Raw genomic sequence first — 21,211 nt, forward strand, 5'->3', positions numbered from 1 at the left:
TTCAGTTCCCTCCTTCCGTCGTACCCAGAACCGGACTGGCGCCAGTGACACCGAGCGGACGCTTTGGATTGACGGGAAGCAACTTCTCGGATTCGACGGGCCCAGCCTTCAGCAGACGATAGACATACAATGTCCCGAAGCTGAATATGACGAGGTAGACAACTGCAAAGAGGATCAGCGAGATCGTTACAGCTTGCGTCGTGAGCGTTGGTGTGACGGCATCTGCCGTGCGCAACGCCCCGTATACGCTCCATGGCTGACGACCTACTTCGGCAGTAAACCAGCCCGTTAACGTCGCGACGAACGGAAGCGGAAAACTGAGGAAGGCCGCCCACAGCAACAGCCTCTCGCCTCGCCTACGATCAACCAAGAGATGAAACGAGCCCAGCCACGCTATTGCCATCATTAACAGGCCGCATCCGACCATCACTCTGAAAGCAAAGAACGGAATCGCGACGGGCGGTCGATCCTCTTTCGGAAAGCGGGTCAACCCGATCTCCTTCGAGTCAAGCCGCATCGAGGCGATGAGGCTGCCGAGGTATGGGATCTTCAGCTCAAGTTGATTTTCTTCCTTTGCTTCATCGGGAATAGCGATGACGACCTCGCTGGCAGGCTGTTCGTCGTGCCAGCGGCCTTCGATGGCCGCGAATTTGGCGGGCTGCTTCTCATGAACATAGTCGCCATTCAGGTGACCCAGAAATAGCTGAACCGGAACGAGAATGGCCGCAAGGAATAGGCCCATTCGCAGCATCAGCCTGCCCTCCGCAGCGTATATGCCGCGCAAGCGGTACCATGCGCCTGTTGCGGCGACACAAAACGCGCCGGTCAGATAAGCGGCGACCAGCATATGAGGAAAGCGGACCCATGCGACTGGACTGAATATGATCGCGTTCCAATCGGTCGGAACGAAGATGCCGTTCTCGATCGCGTAGCCTACCGGTGCCTGCATCCAGCTGTTGTTCACCATGATCCAGAAGGCGCTGAAGGTCGTGCCAAGCGCCACCATCATGGTTGAAAACAGGTAGACCGGCGGCGAGACCCGGCTTCGCCCGAAAATCAGCACGCCGAAGAACGATGCCTCCAGGGCAAAGGCCGTGAAGCTCTCGTAGGTCAGCAATGGGCCCTGAATGGGCCCTGTCACCTCCGACAGCCGGCTCCAGTTCATGCCGAATTCAAAGGCGAGCACGATTCCGGAGACGACACCTATGCCAAATGTCACACCGAATATCTTGAGCCAGAATTGGAAGACACGGCGATACACCGGCTTGCCGGTGACCAGATGGAATATCTCGAGCACCGTCAGCCACGCGGCAAGCCCAATCGTGAATGAAGGAAAGATGATGTGGAACGACACCGTGAAGGCAAACTGCAGCCGGGATAACAGAAGCGCGGTCCACATCATGTGTTCGTTTCCTTTCATGGACTCCGGTCAACGCGAGAGATTGACCTTCGCTACATCGACGAGTTGGCTGGCTCGGCCGTCCAAAACGGCTTTCTGTGTGCTTTCGGCGGTCGGCAGGAAGTCTATCGAAACGAGCCGCAATTGATTTGATCGGCGTGCGCCGGGCTTGTCTATTCCTGCGGGTCCAAGCAGCTTCCGCACTCCGCGCTTTTCGCGAGTTGGCAAAGGTCACTTCTGGCGAGGGTCGCCCGCGGTCAAGTCAGCCAAGATCGCGCTGTTGGAGATCGAGCAGGAAAACGGGGACCCGCAGCTGACCCTGATTGGCCCAAGCATTTCGAGTTCTTCGCCGGGCGCTTCAAGAAAGACGAGCGCTCCTTCACCGACCCATAGTTTGTGGTCAGAACATCGCCCATCATACAGCGGACCAGTTCATCTACGGCCGGCTTACCGCGGGTGCCCGCGCATAAGGGGGCGAGTTGCTGTACGAATTGAGTCTGGCTTGCCGGGAAGAGTTCGAAGAGATGCAAGCTCGGCAGTTCTAACAATTCGCTTTCGACGCTGAGGGCTTCTGTTCGAGCGCGTATTGCCCGTGCCAGCATGAAGAGCGGCACAGACGTTCTTTGCACCGCAGCGCCATCCAAGACTCGCCCGAAGCCCCGATGTATCTGGTGCTAATCGGGTCGGCTGGCCCTTGAAACAACGGGTGCATCCATGACTACAGTTCTGACCAAATCGTTCCCGCCGGCAACGCAGCCTGCAAAGAAGGCAGTAACGGACAAAAAGCGCGTCTTGATCGTCGGCGGCGGCTTTGCCGGTATCGCGGCGGCGCGGGCGCTAAAGCGAGCCGATGTCGAGATCACGCTGATCGACCGGCGCAATCACCATATTTTTCAACCGCTCCTGTACCAGGTTGCGACCGCCGTTCTCGCGCCATCCGAGATTGCGGCGCCGATCCGACAGCTTGAGGCGAAACAGAAGAACCTCAGCGTGTTGCTGGCGGAGGTTAAGGGCATTAATCTCGGAGCTCGCACCGTCGAGGCCATTTGCCCGGGGATTGGCAGTCGAAAACTCGAGTACGACTTCCTGGTGATCGCCACCGGAATGCGTCCGAGCTATTTCGGTCATGACGAGTTCGCGCAGTTCGCGCCAGGCCTCAAGAGCCTCAACGACGCTGAAACAATCCGAACCAGAATCCTGAGTGCGTTCGAATTGGCTGAATCGACCGATGACGAGAAAGAGCGTGCCCGCCAGATGACCTTTGTGCTGGTGGGCGGTGGCCCGACCGGCGTCGAGCTCGCCGCCTCGATCGCTCAACTGGTCTGCGTGACCCTGCGCAACAATTTTCGCAGGATCGACCCCGCCAGGAGCCGAATTTTGTTACTGGACGGCGGTGTCCGTATTCTTCCTACCTTTGCAGAGTCGCTATCACAAAAGGCAGCCAAGCGATTAACCAAACTCGGCGTTGAAGTCTCGACGGGCGTAAAGGTCGAGAAGGTTGACGACCAGGGCGTGATCGCGGCTGGCGTGCGGATTCCCAGCGCCACCGTGCTCTGGACAGCAGGTGTCAGCGCCTCTCCGGTTGTGAAAATGCTCGGGACGCAGACCGACCGCGCTGGGCGCGCATTGGTCGGCGCTTTCATGGACATACCCGAGGCGCCGAACGTGTTTGTGGCGGGCGACGCCGCCACGATGACCCAGGATGGTCACCCCGTCCCCGGAGTGGCGCAGGCAGCTATTCAACAAGGACGATTTGTCGGGCATGCGATTGCCAACCGTGTCAGAGGACGCAAGGATGGTCGACCGTTTCGGTATCGCAACAAAGGCAACATGGCCGTCGTCGGCAAGAACTTCGCCGTCCTAGAGGCCGGTTATTTGCGCAGCAGCGGCTTTGTGACCTGGCTGGTGTGGGCCGCGCTACACGTGCTCGCACTGCCGCAGCTTCAGAACCGGTTCCGCGTTCAAACGCAATGGTTTTGGTCGTATCTGTCGGGGCAACGGAGCTCACGGCTGATTTCCGAAGGGCCGCGGTCGTCCGCATCATCGTAGTAGTCAGGCCCGGTAGTCATCACTGCCGGATTCTACAGCTGGTTGGGGACTGCACCCGTGGACGCCTCCATCATCTCCGCACTCGCCGCCCTGACCGGGGCAGCTGTTGGCGGCTTGACGAGTGGAATTGCGAATTGGCTGAACCACCGAAGTCAGGTCCGCGCCCAGTGGCTGCATCACGAGAAGAACCGCAAGCAGATCCTCTACAGGGATTTCATCGAGGAGGCATCCAGGTGCTACATTGATGCGCTCCAGCACGATGATGCCGACATTCCGGGTCTGGTCGGTCTTTACGCCAAGCTGAGCAGGATGCGGGCCCTGTCTTCAAAGCCGGTGGTCCATTGTGCCGAAGATGTTGCCCGAAAAATCCTGGATACCTATTTGGAGCCGGACAAGAGCTTCGTCCAACTGCGTGAAATGGCCATAGACGGCACGATCGATCTGTTGCGAGGCTTCAGCGACGCGTGCCGCGACGAATTCGAAGAGCTGCGGTCAAACCAATTTTGAGCTTCCCGGACGCTGCATAGGCTTAGCGTATCGCCGAGGCAATCTGTTTGCGGGGCCGCTCTGGCACCATTTTTGGAAGAGCGAGAAACACGCCGTTCCGGATGAAGAACAAAGTGTTCGGTTACCAAGCCGCGCGCCTACGCCGGTTGGACGATCGATGCCGTGTCCGCACCGCTCCCGCGGTTTCGTGGATGTTCACCACCCTGCCTTTTACGTCACCCGCCGCAGCGAAGCGCATCATCGATCCTTCACGGGCGACCTCGCGGAATCCAAACACATCGGTCAGGATCGCTGCCGTTTTCTGAGCGCTGTCGCAGCGTCGCGCCCTGCAAGCCTCGGATCGCATGCTTGGAGGGGATGTCCTCGTTGCTCCAGCCCGACTCATTTTCGGCATCGGCGATGCCTGAGTGCGAGCGCCATCCCATCTTGATCCGTGAAAGGCAGCACGGACCGACCGAAGCGGTTTTCCAGTTGGTGGGGAATTCCGTTTTTTCGACGAAACGCCCCTTCCAGTAGCCGATTGAGCGCAGCGGCAAGCGGAAGGCAGTCTGGCACGTTTCGCTAACACCGCGCCGGCCTGCCGGAGCATTTGTCCAGGGGATGAAAGTCAGGATGGTACCAGGACTACCGGTCTCGTCACCTCACTCGGCGGCCCGCGCGGTTGGCAAATCACCCGCCGCAAGCCCCATGCGAGTGGCAACGCCGACGCCGTAGGCCGGATCGGCGCGATAGAAGAGCGAGATCTGGCGCTTGACGATCTCGGTCGGCACCCCGTCCATCGCCGCCTTGATATTGTCGAACAGCCGCTCCTTTTGCGCAGCCGAGATCAGCCGGAATAGGTCGCCGGCCTGCCGATAGTCGTCATTTCCGTCACGGTGGTTGTACCGGTCGGCGTCGCCTACGATCTTGATCGGTGGCTCTTTCACGCTTGGATCTTGCACCGGCCCGCCGAACGAATTCGGCTCGTAATAAGCATCCGGGTTTGCGTTGCCGGCGAGTCGCATGCTGCCGTCGGCGTGATAGTGGTGGACCGGGCAGCGCGGTTTGTTGACCGGAAGCTGTTCGGCATTGACCCCGACGCGATAGCGATGCGCGTCCGCATAGGAGAACACTCGCGCCTGCAGCACCTTGTCAGGTGAATGGCCGACGCCTGGCACCACGTTGGCCGGCGACAGTGCTGCCTGCTCGACTTCGGCGAAGTAGTTCTCCGGGTTGCGGTTGAGCTCGAGAATACCGACCTCGATCAAGGGATAGTCCTTGTGCGGCCAGACTTTCGTGAGGTCGAACGGGTTGTACCAGTGCTTGCCGACGTCGCTTTCCGGCATGATCTGCACAGAGAATTTCCATTTCGGGAAATCGCCACGTTCGATCGCCTCGTATAGGTCGCGCTGATGGGTCTCGCGATCTTTCGCGATCCTTTCGGCTGCTTCCGCATTGGTCCAGTTCTTGATGCCTTGCATGGTCTTGAAGTGGAATTTCACCCAATGCCGCTCGCCAGCCGCATTGATGAAGGAATAGGTATGGGAACCAAAACCATCGATGTGGCGGAAGCTCTGCGGCAGGCCGCGCTCCGACATCAAGATGCTGACCTGATGCAGGCTTTCCGGCGATAGCGACCAGAAGTCCCACATCGCAGTCGGCCACCGCAGATTGCTGCGGGGATGCCGCTTCTGCGTATGGATGAAGTCGGGGAATTTCAGGGGATCGCGGATGAAGAACACCGGCGTGTTGTTGCCAACAATGTCCCAATTGCCCTGCTCGCTATAGAAACGCATCGCAAAGCCGCGCACATCGCGTTCGGCATCGGCAGCACCCCGCTCTCCGGCGACGGTCGAAAAGCGCAGGAAGGCCTCGGTCTTCTTGCCGATCTTCGAAAGCGCATCGGCGCAGGTGTATTTAGTCACGTCATTCGTGACCGTCAGCGTGCCGTAGGCCGCCGAGCCCTTGGCGTGCACCGTGCGTTCAGGGATGCGCTCGCGATTTTGGTGCGCAAGTTTTTCCAAGAGGTGAAAGTCCTGCATCAGGACCGGGCCGAACGGCCCCGCGGTCAGCGAATTCTGGTTATCGGCGACCGGTGCGCCCGACGAGGTGGTGATAGTCGGCGATTTATCCATAAGCATTTTCGTTCTCGGGGTTGTTGGGACTCAATCCCACCTAGTTTTGCAGGTCGCTGGGAATTTGACGAACTCGCGAGGTCGAGCTTGGAGTCCTGGTCCCTTTGGTGAATTTCATGCAAGTCGAGGCTTGGGGCGGCTCCCGCCGCCCCCGACAGTGTCGTCATGCTAGACCGCATATTCCTTTGCTTGCGGAATGGCACCGCTCGCACGCAAGCCATCGATTTCGGTCGCGCTAAATCCGAGCTGCCGGAGAACCTCGTCGTTGTGTTCTCCAATCTTTGGGGCGCGCTTCGCGGGCACTTTGGCGACACCGTGCACCTGCATCGGGCTGCTGATCGTGGACGTCAGCTTGCCGCCGGCGCCCTCGAGCGGAACGATGATGTCGTTCGCCTGGAGCTGGGGATCGTTGATCACCTCCTGCGGGCCGCGCACCGCACCGAACGTCACGTGGGCGCCGTTGAACACCTCGTACCAATGTGCCATCGGCTCGGAACAGAAGGTCTGGTCGAGAATCGCCGTGAGCTCCGTCATGTTCGCCATCAGCTTGGCCGGCTCGGAGAAGCGCGGATCAGTCAGGAGATCGGGCCGGCCGATCGCCTTCGCCACGGCCGCCACCTTGTCGGGCGTGATGATGAGAACGAACCAGGTATCATCCTTGGTGCGATACACATTCATTGCCGCATTTGCGGGGTGCATACGATCGTGCAGCCCGAAGACTTTCGCATCGCAAAGCGCAGCCTGGATCGAGACGCTGGCGGACCACACGCCCTCGGCGAGCAGCGAAGTGGTGACATGCGCCCCCTGCCCGGTGCGCTCGCGACGATACAGGGCAGTGACGATCGCCGAATAGAGCCCGACGGCGGTGGCATTGTCGCCGCTGCCGGCCACCGGCCAGGTCGGTGGCGCACCGGCGTCACGCGTCATCGACAGCAAGCCGCTGCGGGCCCAGTACGACGTGATATCGAAGCCGGGGAGATCCGCATCCGGACCCTTGTCGCCGAAGCCCGTGAGGTCTGCGTAGATCAGCCGCGGGTTCCACCCCACCACATCCTCATATTCGAGCTTCAATTTCTTGCGGGCCGGATGCGGCGTGTTGACGACGAGAACGTCGGCCCATTTGACCAGCTTCTCGAGAATCTGATGGGCACTCGGAGATTTCAAATCAATTGCCATGCCGCGCTTGTTGCGATTGGCCAGATGCCAGGGATAGGCATCGTCAGCGACCGGCTGCGGCGGCATATGGTTCGCGTGTCGCCACAGCTCGCCGCTCGGCGGCTCCACCTTGATGACGTCAGCGCCGAAGTCCGACAGGATCACCGCGGCGCTGGGGCCAGCGATGAAGCTCGCCAGATCGACCACTTTCAGTCCGGAGAAAATATTGTCGCTTGCCATGAGCTGTCCTTTTCAAATCGCCGCCTGCGGGCTGCTTCACCGACCGTGGAACTTCGGTGCACGTTTCTCGAGGAAGGCGGAGGTACCTTCCTTCTTGTCTTCCGTTGCCGCGCAGATGCCGAAATAGGACGCTTCGAGCGCAAACCCCTCGGCCTGGCTGGTGTCCATCCCTTTGTTCGCCGCCTCCAGCGAGAACTTCACGGCGATCGGCGCATTGGCCATGATCTGCTTCAGGATCGTCTCGGCGCGATCGATCAGGCCGGCCGCAGGAACGACTTCATTGACGAGGCCGATGCGATAGGCTTCCTGCGCGGAAATCGTCTCGCCCGTGAGGATCAGCTGCAAGGCACGACCCTTTCCCACCAGGCGCGGCAAGCGCTGCGTGCCACCACCGCCGGGCAGCAGGCCGAGCTTGACCTCGGGCTGCCCGAATTTGGCATGCTCGACCGCGATCCTGATCGTGCAAGCCATCGCCGTCTCGCAGCCGCCGCCAAGCGCAAAACCATTGATGGCTGCGATCACCGGCTTGCCAAGATTTTCGACCAGATCGAGCACACCTTGGCCGAACCGGCTGGACTCCTCCGCATCAAAGGCGTCGACATGCGCGAGCTCACTAATATCCGCGCCGGCGATGAAAGCCTTGTCGCCCGCGCCGGTGAGGATCACGCCGTGCACCGAAGCATCAGTCTTTGCATCCTCGAATGCGGACTTCAAATCGGTCCAGGTCGGTGTGTTGAGGGCGTTGAGTACTTTGGGCCGGTTGACCGTCACGTAGGCGATCAAACCCTTTTTCTCGTACCGGACGTTCGCAAGCGCCAATGCCGCCCTGGGCAAGGAGTTGGGTGCTATTGCGGGCGAAGGCGTGAATGATGCAACTTCGGAATCCATAGTCATATCTCCTGCTTGGGGACAGCCGGCGTCGGAGCGCCGGCCGCTGAGATGTCACACGAAGGCGCCGAGGCCGGTGACAGCCTTGCCGACGATCAGGTTCTGCATCTGATACGTGCCTTCGTAGGAGTAGAGCGCTTCACAATCCGCGAAGAAGCGTGCCGCCTTGTAGTCGGCAACGATTCCGTTGCCGCCGATCAACTCGCGGGCCCAGGCAACCGTCTCGCGGCATTTGGCCGTAGCGAACGCCTTCGCAAGCGCGGCATGGGCATCCGTCAGCTTACCTTCGGCATGCAGCTGCGCCTGGCGCACGATCAGGCACTGCGAAGCCGTGATGTTGGCGATCATTTTGGCGAGAAGGTCTTGGACTAGCTGAAACGACGCAATCGGCTTGCCAAACTGCAAGCGCTCCTGGCTATACTTCAGCGCAGCCTCGTAGGCGCCCATCGCGCATCCGGTCGCCATCCACGCCACGGCGTAGCGCGTCATCTTCAGCACCTTCGCGGTGTCGCGGAATGAGTTGCCGCCCTGGAGGCGGTTCGTTTCCGGCACTCGAACATCCTTCAGCGTGATGTGACCGTTCTGGACCACCTTAAGCGCGATCTTGTTCTCGATCTTCTCGACGCTGAAGCCGGGCGCGGTCTTGTTCTCGACGATGAAGCCCTTCACCTGGTTGTCGGCGATATCGCGCGCCCAGATAATTGAAACATCGCACCATGGAGCATTGCCGATCCAACGCTTCTCGCCATTGAGGATCCAGGTGTCACCCTCGCGCTTCGCCGTGGTCAGCAGGCCGCCGCTGGCACCTGAGCCCACCAGCGGCTCGGTCAGGCCGAAACAGCCAATCTTCTCGAAGCGCGCCATCTGCGGCAGCCATTTCTGCTTCTGCTCTTCCGATCCGTCGATATAAATGGAGCCCATCGCCAGGCCGCCATGCACGCCCATGAAGGTCGCGACCGACGGGTCGACCCGTGCGATCTCCATCTGAACAAAGCCCAACAGCGCCAAGCTTCCACCTGCGCAGCCGTAGCCGTGCATTGCAAGCCCACCGATGTTCAACTCCTTGATCGCCGGCAGCAATTCGAAGGGAAAAGCGTCCTTCACCCAATAATCTGTGATGACAGGCGCGACCTTGGTTTCCATGAACGCGCGCACCCGTTTCACCGTCGCGAGTTCGTCGGCGCTCAAAGTCTCGTAGACCTCATAGAAGTCGCTATTTGGCGGCGGTAGCGGCTTCGGGGCGGTGGTCTTGCTTGCTGTGGTTGCGGTAGGCATTTGGGGCTCCTGATGCTGCGGCCTGGAGGCCGAAAGATTTGAAGGACGTGTCGGATGGTTGATCGATCTCGCCGGTGGCGCCCTCAGGCGACCGGCTCCTTCAATCTTGCTTGGCTCGACTTGGCAACCTTGTTGCGCAGCTCGATCAGGCCGAGCAGGACTTCGTCGCGCTCCGCCTCCAGCTGCTCGATAGTGCGCGAGCCGGCCTCGGCATGGACGCTGTCGATGAGCTTCTTTTGCACTTCCGGGGTCAGCACCGGCGAGCCGAGAGTCTTCCACCAGGCCGTCATCGGGCCGGTGAACTGCTGGAAGAAATGCTCGATGCCGCCCGGACCGCCACCGAGATGGTTGAGCATCAGGCCGCCCATTACGCCCCAGCGCAGGCCGGGGCCCCAGGACAGGGCGGTGTCGACATCGGCGGCGCTCACCACACCCTCGGCGACGAGGTAATAAATCTCGCGGCTCAGCGCTGCCTGCAGTCGATTGGCGACATGCCCGGGCATTTCCTTGTTGACGCGCACCGTCCGTTGCCCGATCGAGGTGTAGAATTCATCCGCGCGCCCGATTGTTGCTTCCGAGGTCTTTACCCCGCCGACGATCTCGACCAGCGGAATCAAGTGGGGTGGATTGAACGGGTGGCCAATCACGCAGCGTTCGGGATGCATTTCGCACGCCGACTGGATTTCGCTCATGGTCAAGCCCGACGAACTTGAGGCGATGATGACGCTGGGATGCAACAGCTCGTCCAGTTGGCGATAGAGCGTCCTCTTGAACTCGATCTTCTCAGGTCCGTTCTCCTGGACCAGATCGGCATCCTTGACGGCGTCCGTCAGGGCTGCGGTGAATGAAAGCCTGTTCTGGGAAGCACCGGGAGCGAGTCCCAATCGTTGCATCGCGGGCCATGCCGTTGAAACAAAGCGCTTCAGTGCCGCTTCCGCGCCCGGCGCAACGTCTGTCGCGACCACGTCAAGACCGTTGGCAAGGAAGAGCGTGGCCCAGCTTGCGCCGATGACGCCCGTGCCAATAATGGCGACGCGGCGAATGGGTTTGTTTTGCGACATATCACTTCTCCTTCGGGATTTCGGCGTATGCAATGCCGGTGAGGTTGCCCTGTGCGTAGAGGAAATTTCGTTCGCTGGATCCATCGAGCCGTGCGGAGTAGATCGAGCCGGCAAAATCGGTCACGAACATGCGATCGTTTGGAACGTCGAGCGCGATACCGATCCCCTCCATGAGATGAGTCACCACGATCTCCGGTTCGGGAGGCTTGTTGTCGATCGAGGCCCGGTTCACTGTGTTGCCGCGCGGTGGGTCGCCGCGGTCGGTCCAGTAGAGAATACGGTTCTTGTGGTCGAGTTCGAGATCAATCGGCTCCGGCAGACCGTCGTAGAAGATCTCGATGTCGGACCTTGTTGCTGCAGTTTGGCCGGCCGGAATCTCGACATTGGCACGGAAGATGCGACCGAGCCCGGCATTGTCTGGGCCCTTTTGCGTCCAGTAGATTTGTCCCAATTTCGGGTCGATCGCCAGCCCAACGGGCCATCGTGCCTGATCCCGGCGATCGGCATCGCCGCGGCCGGCTTCAACGAGCGTTTCCAGCTGCGAGCCGTCGAGATTGCAGCGCATCACGCGCATGCCCTCGCGGTCGCACCAATAGAGCTTGCCGCCGTTCTTATCGAGGATGATCTGTTTCGGAGTGTGGGTCTCACTCTGCGCGACGACTGTCTTGCGGTTCTTGCCGTCGATGTCGGCGCGCTCGATGGACCCATCATTCAAGTTTGGGATGCCCATGTTGGTCCAGTAGATATGGCCAGCGTCGACATCGATGACGATGCCGTCGGGCAACTGGCAATCCGACACGATAGTCTTGCGGTCGGAACCGTCCGTATTCATGCAGTGAATGCGGCCGGCGTTGAGCTCAAGCACAAAGAGACGAGGAGCGACGGCGCTGGCGCCAGCGCTTCGATAGTTCTTCTTGACGGCTTCAGACATGTGACACCTGTATTGCGATCTGCTGCGAAGTCGGTCAGCGCTTGACCGCGACTGTGCCACGAATACTTGCCACGGTATTGAATGGGTGTGCCGGTCGGTGGAATTGTTGTGCTTTTTCATCGCTGTCGCACGGCGCGGTTAATCCCTTGCCGCGCACTTAAACATTTCGCTCGCAGGATATTTTTGGGCACCGGTCTACGACCGGTTAGCGTTACGGAAGACGCCGCGGGAGCGAGTCGAGCGGGGATCGCGCGGTCCGCATGTCTGCAGCCGCAAAACCCCTCTGTGAATCGTCCCGTTGCCGCTGATCGATGTTCACGGCAGTGGAGCGCGAGGCACCAGGACAACGCCGCACAAAAATGCCCCTATGCGGGAGTGCTTGCTAAGGACCCCGTCCAGCCTGTCAGATGCGCTGATGTCAGTGCAATGGAGGGACGATTGGATACCAAATCAGGTCTCGGTCGTTACGGTGTGTTTGCCGGATCGTCCGAGCGGCCGGTTATTGAGCACTCGTTCCCAATACCGGCCATGGAGATTGAAGCCCGGGTCTTGTGATCGCGCCGCCAAATCGATGGGCGTTGACCAAAGGCTCGCCGGAAAAGCTTGCATAAATGCGATTGATCCGAAAAACCGACTCCCAAAGCTATTTCGCCTAGCGGTTCTGAGGTTGTTACCATCAAATGACAAGCTCGCTCGAGACGCCGCTTAATCACGTAAGCATGGGGTGGTTCTCCGAAGGATTCCTTGAACGAACGCGAGAAGTGCGCCCGGCTTAGCTTCGCTACGGCACTGAGCTTCCTAGCGTCGATATTGCTGTGTAGATTCTCTTCGACAAATGCGCGCACACGGGCTATCTGCCAGGCCGCCAATGCTCCCGGCCTGGAGCCATTGGCGCCCGAGCTGCGTTCAATTTCCGACTGTAGAATGGATGACGCCGTGACTAGCGACACCTTTGCTGCCTCACGATCGCTGTCCAGTTCGCGTCGCGCCGTCTCAAGGAGCTTCGCCAGACTTCTTGCCAAACAAGGAAGTGGCAAACCGGCTCCAGCCGGCGGGTTCGTTGCATTGGTTTGGAGGCTTTCTGCGAGTTGATCTGCAACGAATTTCATGTTTCCGTTCCGTCGGGCTGACACCATTGGCTCCTACGTCAGGCGGAGTGCGACGCACATAGCGACCGGCTCCGCGTTTCATCGCTCAACACCCATCTGGTGATTTCGCGTGCCGCAATGAATTGCTCGCGGGTAGCTCGGAGGTAGTCTCTAGTTTCTCGGGCTAAGCCAAGGTAAAGGGTGTCAAAAAGTGGATAGCGGTGGTTCCTGCAGTCGCAGCGCTTTTCAACAAATGTTCTGCCTGTCTGCTGCGCTCGTGTATCAGTATCCGTAGGAATAGAGATCGACGCGGGAATCGATTGAACGGTTCATGTGCCCGGCTTGCCCTGAGGCCACGCATCCTGAATTAGGAAGTCCAGCGAATGAGGGTTCATTATCCGATTTCCGGTCTCATGCTGCTGCGCCCCCTAAAGAATAAGGTTTAAGGCCGCAATGCGCAGCGCCTTACGAAGCACTCTTTGATGATTTCAGTTGCCGCTGCATGTTACGGCAAGCTACTCACGACGTGCTACCGTGGTAGGCAGACCGCGTCGTCGAGCGTGAGAACACTAGGAGCGTTGCGATTTCTCGGGTATCAGGTTGAGCTTAGCCGCCATTTGGCCAAACTCGGGAAGCGAACGGGCATTCATTTTCCGCATCGCCTTACTGCGATGGACCTTCACTGTACCTTCGGCAATACCGATATCGCCGGCAATCTGCTTGCTAAGGCGGCCCCGCGCGACCTGAATCATGATTTCTCGCTCCCTGGGACTTAAGGTCGCGAAACGATTTCTGAGGTCGGCGAGCGCGCTTTCATTCTCTCGACGGATGCGATCACGCGTCAGCCCGAACTGAATAGCGTCAAGAAGCGCCTGGTCGCGTATTGGCTTCGTGAGGAACTCGATCGCTCCACTTTTCATGGCTTGCACCGACATCGGAATATCGCCGTGCCCTGTGATAAAGATGATTGGGAGCTCTCTGCCCGCAGCTGCGAGCTCGCGTTGGAATTCAAGACCGCTTTGCCCCGGCAATCTCACGTCCAGTACCAGGCAGCTGGGTCCCTCCGTCGGCGCAGATTTGAGAAAGTCGGAAACGGACGCAAATAGCTTGGCCTTCAAGCCGACAGACCGCAAGAGGCGCCCAAGCGAGTTACGAAGATCGACGTCGTCGTCGATGACCAGGACTGTGGAAGTCGCGTCAAGCATAGCTGCCGCTCAGAGTTAGATGACTGCCGAAATGAACCCCAGTCTCCATTCGTAAGATTAGCCATGTAACGACCAACCTAATCCCAAACCGCGAACCTGAACAGTACCGTTCTTAAATGGACCCGTGCGCAGCATAAGCCAAAGTTTATAGAGGTTGCGATTGCCCCGCGGCGCGCTTTGGCGCAGGTTCACGTCTATACAGACTCATGCGACCGCGGCACGGTCTTCGAGAAGGCCTGTATGACGTGTTTGGACGAACTGCGGGAGGCCGTATGCCGAAAGGGTCATTGGTCTCGGTCGTTGAAGATGATCAGTTCTTTCGTGAGTCAATGAGAAGGCTCATGAGGTCGCTGGGTTATCAAGTTGAGGCTTTCGCGTCGGCAGCCGATTTCCTCGCATTCCCTCGCCTTGGCGAGACTGCCTGCTTGATCGCGGATGTCAACATGCCGGTGATGACTGGCGTTGAGCTCTACAGACACCTTATAGATTCAGGTCATTCGATTCCGACAATTCTCGTGACAGCCTACGCCGACGATGATGTCGGGTCCCGCGCGCTGAAGGATGGCGTTCTTTGTTACCTTCGAAAGCCGGTGGACGAGAAGCATTTAAAGTGCTGTCTTCTTGCGGCTCTCCAGCATCGTGAACGGCCTGGCGATTGATGACTTCGCTTCTGCGCTGGGCAGCGTAAACTGAAATAGGGCGCCTCTAGGCTCGGTCGCGGCCGCCCACAGCCGGCCTCCATGAGCAGCTATAATTGACCGGCAGATTGACAGACCCATCCCCATTCCGGATTTGGTGCTGTAAAAGGCCTCGAAGACGAGATCAAGACGCTTCGGATCAATGCCGGGCCCGGAATCACGCACCCCGACGAGCGTACCATTTGCCTCGTTTTGGTCAGTGCTAATCAACAACTCTCTCTCGTCCGTTTCAACCGAGCTCATTGCGTCGACCGCGTTCAGGATCAAATTCAAAACGACTTGTTGAAGTTGAACACGATCCCCATGAACGGGGGCCATCCCGCTTGCTAATCGCCTCTGCACCGACACGCGGTTCTCGGCAATCGTGCTTTGCGCTAATCCAATGACCTCCTCAATCGCTTCATTGAGATCAAAGCGATCGCTTCGGGGAGGCGCCTTTTTGATTTGATCTCGGATCCGGTCGATAATGCCTCCGGCTCGATCAGCATCAGCCACGATGCAGGCGAGCGCTTCGCTGACTTCGCCCAAGTCCGGAGGGATTCTGTCCAAAAAATTCAGAGCGGCCCGTGCGTTGTTACGCGCGCTGCCGATTGGCTGGTTCACCTCGTGAGCGATCGAGGCCGTCAGCTGACCCAAAGTCATCACCCGACTGACATGGGCAAGTTCGGCCTGTACTGTCCGCAGCGATGCCTCCGCGCGTTGCCCGCGCACGATTGCTGTTACATCGGTACCGGTGCCACGATAGCCGCGGAATTTTCCGCTACTGTCAAACACTGGCTTGCCACTGGCCTTCACGTACATTGGAGCGCCGCTGCCGTCCGGCGTGCAATATACGAAGTCACGAAACGATTTATGGGCATCAAGAGTCGCCCGAACAAGCCGCCACTTCTCCGGTTCTGTTTCAACGTCGAGAGCGTGATCCCAGCACATCGTCCCGATCCGTTGCGTCGGGTCTGAACCAAATGCATTCTCAGTCAGCAACATAAATTTGTGGTCCGGATCGGTTTCCCAAAGCCAATCGGAAGCGGTTTCAGCATAGTCACGGAACTTCGCTTCGCTCACCCGCAATGCTTCCTCAGCGCGCTTGCGTTCTGTTACGTCCGTCGCAGTGCCGACGAACTCGATAAGTTCTCCGTTCCCATCGAGAACCGGGTGTCCTGATGAACTCACGTGCTTAACCGTTCCGTCAGGCAGCACAACCCTATACTCGTCGAAGCTGTCAACTCCTTTGTTAACTACCCTCGCAAATCTCTCGTCTACCCTGTTGCGATCCTCCGGATGGACTCGCTGCCGAAAGGTTTTGCGGGTTGGCAAATCTTCCTGTGGATCCAATCCGAAAATTCGGAACATTTCCTCTGAGCAGTAGAGCACCTTCTGGCTACGGGCGTCCCATGCCCAACTACCGGTGTGGGTTAGCTTCTGCGTTTCGGCTAAATAAGCCTCACTTCGCATCAGAGCTTGTTCGGCACGCTTGCGCTCCGTCAAATCGACCACGAATGCGACGCCCTGGTTACCGCCCTGTTCAAATGTTGCCCCACCACTCAGTACGGGCACACGGCTACCGTCTCTTCTCGTGTATTCCTTTTCGATCGGATTGAACCGGCCGCTACTTTTTTGCTGTTCGATTCTTGCGTTATTTCTGTCGCGCCAGTCGGGCGGCGTTAGGTCCGGCCACCTTATGCGGCCCGAAACCAAGTCTTCGCGATTGTAGTCCACCATGCGAAGAAATTCGTCGTTGGCCTCAAGAACGCGACCATCGAAATCCCAGATGAGAATTCCGATGATGTTGGAATCGACTAGGCGCCGGATCTTTGCTTCGCGCTCCGCAACGTCGCGATACAAATGGGCATTTTCCAGCGCGATGGCGGCCTGCGAGGCGAGCAATTTTAGAATCGAGATCCGGGCTGGCGCGAAGACGCGCGGCGTCAGGTTGTTTTCGAGATAGAGCACGCCGATGAGTTTGGCCTGATTGAGCAGCGGCAGGCAGAGAATGGACCGGGCCCGGCGCTGACGGATATAGGAATCGACGCCAAACGGGGATTGGGCCGCAGCATCGTCCAGAACAACAATCTCGCGGGTACGCAGGACGTAGTGCAGCACCGACTCGGGCAGCGCGCGCTCGGTCGCGGCCTCGTCCACCCGACGCACGGTCACCGTATCGCCGCTGGTCGTAGCTTCTGCCTCGATACGGGGCTCTTTCCCGCGCGGCACAATCAACAGGGCTCGCTCGGCACCTGCCTGTCCCATTGCGATATGCATGAGCGCATCGATCAGACTCTCGATCGCGATTTCGCCCGACACGGCCTGCGAAACTTTGATCACCGTTGCAAGATCGAGCTGTTCAAGCGGCGCCCCGATAGTGCTTGTCGGGCCGTGAAGCTGCTCTTCCTGTCTGAGGTCTGGATACATCTCGTCGAGTTGCCGCACCTTCCCAACGGCGCCCCAACGGAGATAACCGTAGCGGGCATTCCGCAGATACAGGTCCGCGATCTGCTTGAACCCACGCGCGGCGTAAAAGCGCGCAGCCAATTCGTAAGCGATCGCCTCATTGTGGATAAAGCCAGTTGTGCGGGCTGAGCGGATAGCCTCTTCGTATAGGTGCTCGGCATCAAGCGCACGACCTTCGGTCCTTGCGATCTCCGCACCCACAAGAGCTGCGCCGTTCTCGAAATTCTCGGGGCAGTTCTGCGCCCAAACCTCGAGCTGGTCGTGGTGAGCTTTTAGAGCTTCGAAATGCTGTCGCTTTTCATCTGGACCAGCGTGATTCGAAAAGGCCGCGTGGGAAAGCGCGCTGTAGAAGTAAAACTCTGCCGCTTCCCAATGTGACGGTGAGATGCCAAGCAGCGGTCGCGCTTCAGATGACGCGTCCAGGGCCGCCGCGTAGTCGCCCGCAAGATACCTGGCCTGCATTTTACGAATCCAGTACCAGCATGCCGCTATCGCCAGCGGCGGGTCGCCGGACAAATGACGCTCCATCCGAAGCTCAGCATGCACATCAACGAGGTAGCCGAATTTCGCCGTCAAGCCACGGAGCGTCCGAATCAGTGCGAGTTGCGTTGTGATGATCTCAATGAGAAGGCTGAAGCGCATTCGACGAGAGGACTGAAGATAGCGTTCCGCTTCGACCTCCAGGTCGTCCAGCGGGGCTCCCGATGCGAGGCCCAGCGAGACCAAGTGAGCCTGACAATAGGCCACAAACAGCAGGTCGCCAGTTTCCTCGGCCAGCTTGAGCGCGCGCTGCACCATCGTGGACGCGGCCTGGATAGGACGGGTCCATGGCAGGACGTGGTAGCCGACGACGCAATAGACCTTCCCGCGAAAACGCGCGAGGTCCTCGCGCTCCACGAGCGCGGCACCCAGATGGCCGAAGCGGAACCCGTCGCGGTAGTGGCCGAAGTGGGGACCGAACGCCATGCTCAACTGGGCGAACGCTAGGGGTGATCCGTCGCAGTAACCATGCTCCAGGCTGAGGTTGGCCATGCGGAGAAGGGCGAGGTCGTGGAGCTTCCTCTCAGTGTGCAACGCGGGCGAGAGGATACCGCGCAAGACTTCCATAAGCGCGAGCAAATCCGGGTCCTTCGTCGACGCCAGATCGACGAGAGTCTCGATGGGACGCTCTCCGACGCGTTGCCGGAGAGCGTCGTATTCTGCGCGAACCTCCTCCGCACTGGGATGAGCCGACCATTCGATTCCAAATGCTCGGAGTTGCTCCACTCCGACTTCGACCGCGAGATCGGGGCGGTCCGTGGTGTAGAGCGCCATCCGCAGGCAGACGACGGCGGCGAGATCTGTCGAGCCGATGGCTCTCAGTTGCAATCTCGACAGACGCTCGTCGGCTGCGAGAGGCTCGCCGGTCAGAAACTCGCACTCGGCCCGGTGCAGAGCCAGAGAGAACCTTAAGCCATAGTACTGCTCCCAATGGTCCTCGGAGAGCAACGCCTCTCCCGCAACCAGATGCACGAGGGCCGATTTGTACGCAGTGCTCGCCCGTGCACGCCGCCCGGCGATGAGGTTCAACTCCGCGATCTGGAGCCGCTCTGCTGCGGACGTGACGAGCGCCACGCCACGGTTGAGTTGATTCACGATTTCAAAGATCCTCTCCTCCCTCTTCGCAGGAGGAATATGAGATGCTAGCAACCTCCCGACCCGCAGATGGATCTCGGCGCGCTGCTCTTGCGGGATCAACGAGTAGGCTGCCTCTTGGAGCCGGTCGTGAAGGAATTTATAGGATTGTTCCGTGCGAAAGATGAGACCCGCTTTCATAGCGTCCCACAGCTGGCGATGCATTTCCTCGGTCGACTGCTGGGAAGCCATCTCCAGCAGGGCGAACTCCGCGCTGTTGCCCATGCACGCGAGTAGCTGCAATGCTTGCTGCGTTTCGACAGCAAGGCGGTTCAACTTGCCGACCATAAGGTCCACAACATTGTCGGTATAACCCTTGGCGCGAATGCGATTGAGGTCCCATGACCAACGCCCTTCAACATAATCGAATGTGAGCAACCCCTCCTCGACAAGTACAGAAATCAACTGATTGGCGAAGAATGGATTGCCCGTCGTCTTCTCATGGATCAGTTCTGCCAGCGCGGTGACGCGTCCGGGTTCGCAGTGAAGAGCATCCCCAATCAACCGTCCCAGGTCTTCAGAAGCGAGGGGCGCAAGGATGATTTCGTGCACGACTGCGCCCGCCTTGCGGATCGTTTCAAGCTTGCGGATCAGAGGATGAGCCGAATTGACCTCGTTATCCCGGTAAGCCCCGATCAACATCAGATGCCGCACGTCCGGTTGGGTTAACAAATCCTCCAGCAGGTCCAGCGTTGCCGAGTCGAGCCATTGCAAATCGTCAAGGAACAGCGCCAGCGGATGCTCCGGCCGGGCGAAAACGGCGAGAAAGCGCCGGAAAACCAGCTGAAAGCGGCGTTGCGCGTCATCGAGCGGCAGCTCAGGGACCGGCGGCTGGTCACCAACGATGAGCTTCAGCTCTGGAACCAGGTCTATGATAAGCCGCCCGTTCCGGCTTAATGCTTCCCGAATAGCCTCTCGCCATCCGGCCAACTCCGCATCGCTCTTGCCAAGCAGTGGTCGGATCAAGCTCTGAAAGGCTTGCGAGAGGGTCGAATAAGGGATGTCACGCTTGCATTGGTCGAACTTGCCTGATGCGAAGAGCCCGCGCGCTGGCACCAGCACCTTGTGGAGTTCATTGACGACTGAAGATTTGCCGATGCCGGAATATCCGGAGACCAGCACCAACTCCGGCGCACCGCGCTTGACGCTTCGATCGAAAGACGCAAGCAAGGCGCTGATCTCGCGTTCCCGCCCGTACAGCTTCTCGGGAATCAGCAGCCGGTCGGGGACATCGCGCTCGCCGAGCGGGAACGCATCGATCTGGTCCCGCACTTTGCTAAGACAACGCAGAAGATCGTGCTCGAGGCCGGCGGCAGTTTGATAGCGTTCTTCGGGCGCCTTGCCGAGAAGCTTCATGAGGATTTCAGAGACGGGCGCCGGAACATTCCTCAGCAACTCGCCTGGAGGTGTCGGATTCCTCGCGATATGGCAATGAACCCACTCCATCGGATCAGACGCTGTGAAGGGCAGAGACCCCGTCAGCATTTGGTATAGCATTACCCCGAGCGAATAGAGGTCACTCCGAGAATCGATCGAACGGTTCATGCGCCCGGTCTGCTCCGGCGCCATGTAGGCGAGTGTCCCTTCGAGAAACTCAGGAGGGACGGGCACCTGACGCTCGCGCGCAAGGCGCGAAGCAATGCCAAAGCCCGTCAACCAAACTCGGTCGGCTGAAGCATTGACGAGAACACTGGTCGGCTTGATGTCCTTGTGAACGAGACCGCGCCCGTGGAGCCGGCCCAATGCAACTGATAGCGCGACCGCCAGGCGCAGGAATACTTCGAGCCCCATGGGCGGACCAATAAGACGGTCGAGTGGCTCGCCACCCGGGTCCTGAAGCAGGAGTATGGCCTGTCCTTGCTCGCGCACGAACTCCAGCGGTCTTGCGGCCCACGCCGCGTCCAGTTCGTCCCTCAATTCGTATTCGTGAGCAAGTCGATCCAGAACAGCAGGTGCAGGATGCTCATTGGCGGGGAGCACAACCAACACGGAAGTAGTCTCGTCGCCGTGGCTCATTCCTCTGCAGAAGACACGTTCGGTGTCCTCCAAGAGAACCCGGGGACTGCTGATCCGGCCGGAGGCAAATCGTGAGGGCGCGTCCAATGACGTACTCCGCAGACCGATGGCCGCCGTTTTGCTAAGAGCGAACGAGGTGTTCGCCTCGGCTGGCTAGGCGCGCTCCAAGACTAGTTTACCATCGACTTCGTCTCTTTGCTTCGTAATTTGCATAAGGGCTGAGGCAATGAGCTAGCCAAGGAAGTCAACCTGACCGCAGGCGGTTCGTTCGCTACAATCCAGGGCTGCCACAATCTGAGCAGTGAATACTTCCTTTCCATCTCAATAACGCCTGCGGCCCCGCGTGCGAGCCTAAACCTTGGTTTAGTCGCGCATCTCGCTACTGCCCTTCACCACCTGGAGGCCGAAGCGAATAAACGGCGCGCGGCAGAACTACCTGCATAGGGCAGTCGCTCGCAGGGAA

General features: G+C 59.1%; 13 protein-coding genes and 1 pseudogene. 3 read left to right on the top strand and 11 right to left on the bottom strand.

Going from position 1 to position 21,211, the window contains the following annotated elements; all coding sequences use genetic code 11:
• Position 1 precedes the first annotated feature (1 nt).
• Positions 2–1,402: a cytochrome ubiquinol oxidase subunit I gene (locus ABID59_RS00115; RefSeq protein WP_354082020.1), complete on the bottom strand. Its 1,401-nt coding sequence runs from the start codon at positions 1,400–1,402 to the stop codon at positions 2–4.
• 711 nt (positions 1,403–2,113) lie between these two features.
• Between ABID59_RS00115 and ABID59_RS00120 the strand changes: the two genes are divergently transcribed.
• Both ABID59_RS00120 and ABID59_RS00125 read left to right on the top strand, forming a co-directional pair.
• Complete coding sequence (locus ABID59_RS00120; RefSeq protein WP_354082021.1) at positions 2,114–3,448, top strand: NAD(P)/FAD-dependent oxidoreductase; 1,335 nt, start codon at positions 2,114–2,116, stop codon at positions 3,446–3,448.
• 57 nt (positions 3,449–3,505) lie between these two features.
• Positions 3,506–3,955 carry a hypothetical protein gene (locus ABID59_RS00125; RefSeq protein WP_354082022.1) on the top strand — a complete coding sequence of 150 codons (450 nt, stop codon included), beginning with the start codon at positions 3,506–3,508 and terminating at the stop codon, positions 3,953–3,955.
• A 166-nt stretch (positions 3,956–4,121) separates the two neighbouring features.
• Here the strand turns inward: ABID59_RS00125 and ABID59_RS00130 are convergent.
• The 9 genes and pseudogenes from ABID59_RS00130 to ABID59_RS00170 form a co-directional block, all read right to left on the bottom strand.
• A pseudogene (locus ABID59_RS00130) lies at positions 4,122–4,596 on the bottom strand (VOC family protein); the annotation flags it as partial.
• A complete protein-coding gene (locus ABID59_RS00135; RefSeq protein WP_354082557.1) occupies positions 4,597–6,069 on the bottom strand; it encodes a catalase in 1,473 nt (490 codons plus the stop codon).
• 168 nt (positions 6,070–6,237) lie between these two features.
• A complete protein-coding gene (locus tag ABID59_RS00140; protein WP_354082023.1) occupies positions 6,238–7,464 on the bottom strand; it encodes a CaiB/BaiF CoA transferase family protein in 1,227 nt (408 codons plus the stop codon).
• 36 nt (positions 7,465–7,500) lie between these two features.
• A complete protein-coding gene (locus ABID59_RS00145; RefSeq protein ID WP_354082024.1) occupies positions 7,501–8,247 on the bottom strand; it encodes an enoyl-CoA hydratase-related protein in 747 nt (248 codons plus the stop codon).
• Positions 8,248–8,406: 159 nt separating this feature from the next.
• Complete coding sequence (locus ABID59_RS00150) at positions 8,407–9,627, bottom strand: acyl-CoA dehydrogenase family protein (protein WP_354082025.1); 1,221 nt, start codon at positions 9,625–9,627, stop codon at positions 8,407–8,409.
• An 83-nt stretch (positions 9,628–9,710) separates the two neighbouring features.
• Entirely contained in the window at positions 9,711–10,772 is a 1,062-nt protein-coding gene (locus ABID59_RS00155) for a 3-hydroxyacyl-CoA dehydrogenase NAD-binding domain-containing protein (protein ID WP_354082026.1), read from the bottom strand.
• Positions 10,690–11,619: a DUF5050 domain-containing protein gene (locus ABID59_RS00160; protein WP_354082027.1), complete on the bottom strand. Its 930-nt coding sequence runs from the start codon at positions 11,617–11,619 to the stop codon at positions 10,690–10,692. Before ABID59_RS00160 ends, ABID59_RS00155 begins: the two co-directional genes overlap by 83 nt.
• A 464-nt stretch (positions 11,620–12,083) precedes the next feature.
• Entirely contained in the window at positions 12,084–12,728 is a 645-nt protein-coding gene (locus ABID59_RS00165; RefSeq protein ID WP_354082028.1) for a helix-turn-helix domain-containing protein, read from the bottom strand.
• Between the two features lie 548 nt (positions 12,729–13,276).
• The gene (locus tag ABID59_RS00170; protein WP_354082029.1) at positions 13,277–13,912 is read right to left on the bottom strand and encodes a response regulator transcription factor; all 636 of its coding nucleotides are present in this window, start codon (positions 13,910–13,912) and stop codon (positions 13,277–13,279) included.
• 341 nt (positions 13,913–14,253) lie between these two features.
• Here ABID59_RS00170 and ABID59_RS00175 point away from each other — a divergent pair, with 341 nt between their 5' ends.
• Positions 14,254–14,571: a response regulator transcription factor gene (locus ABID59_RS00175; RefSeq protein WP_354082030.1), complete on the top strand. Its 318-nt coding sequence runs from the start codon at positions 14,254–14,256 to the stop codon at positions 14,569–14,571.
• On the opposite strand, the gene ABID59_RS00180 is transcribed toward ABID59_RS00175, so the two are convergent.
• A complete protein-coding gene (locus ABID59_RS00180) occupies positions 14,518–20,748 on the bottom strand; it encodes an AAA family ATPase (RefSeq protein ID WP_354082031.1) in 6,231 nt (2,076 codons plus the stop codon). The genes ABID59_RS00175 and ABID59_RS00180 overlap by 54 nt on opposite strands.
• Between the last annotated feature and the right edge of the window lie 463 nt (positions 20,749–21,211).

Origin of the sequence: Bradyrhizobium sp. S3.3.6 (genome assembly GCF_040546905.1) — a bacterium.
Lineage (GTDB): Bacteria > Pseudomonadota > Alphaproteobacteria > Rhizobiales > Xanthobacteraceae > Bradyrhizobium > Bradyrhizobium cytisi.

Bases quoted from the DNA above. Each gene is read 5' to 3' on its own strand.
- ABID59_RS00175 (WP_354082030.1), top strand. From the start codon at position 14,254: ATGAGGTCGCTGGGTTATCAAGTTGAGGCTTTCGCGTCGGCAGCCGAT.
- ABID59_RS00150 (WP_354082025.1), bottom strand. From the start codon at position 9,627: ATGCCTACCGCAACCACAGCAAGCAAGACCACCGCCCCGAAGCCGCTA.
- ABID59_RS00170 (WP_354082029.1), bottom strand. From the start codon at position 13,912: ATGCTTGACGCGACTTCCACAGTCCTGGTCATCGACGACGACGTCGAT.
- ABID59_RS00165 (WP_354082028.1), bottom strand. From the start codon at position 12,728: ATGAAATTCGTTGCAGATCAACTCGCAGAAAGCCTCCAAACCAATGCA.
- ABID59_RS00160 (WP_354082027.1), bottom strand. From the start codon at position 11,619: ATGTCTGAAGCCGTCAAGAAGAACTATCGAAGCGCTGGCGCCAGCGCC.
- ABID59_RS00180 (WP_354082031.1), bottom strand. From the start codon at position 20,748: ATGAGCCACGGCGACGAGACTACTTCCGTGTTGGTTGTGCTCCCCGCC.
- ABID59_RS00135 (WP_354082557.1), bottom strand. From the start codon at position 6,069: ATGGATAAATCGCCGACTATCACCACCTCGTCGGGCGCACCGGTCGCC.
- ABID59_RS00155 (WP_354082026.1), bottom strand. From the start codon at position 10,772: ATGGATCCAGCGAACGAAATTTCCTCTACGCACAGGGCAACCTCACCG.
- ABID59_RS00140 (WP_354082023.1), bottom strand. From the start codon at position 7,464: ATGGCAAGCGACAATATTTTCTCCGGACTGAAAGTGGTCGATCTGGCG.
- ABID59_RS00120 (WP_354082021.1), top strand. From the start codon at position 2,114: ATGACTACAGTTCTGACCAAATCGTTCCCGCCGGCAACGCAGCCTGCA.
- ABID59_RS00115 (WP_354082020.1), bottom strand. From the start codon at position 1,402: ATGATGTGGACCGCGCTTCTGTTATCCCGGCTGCAGTTTGCCTTCACG.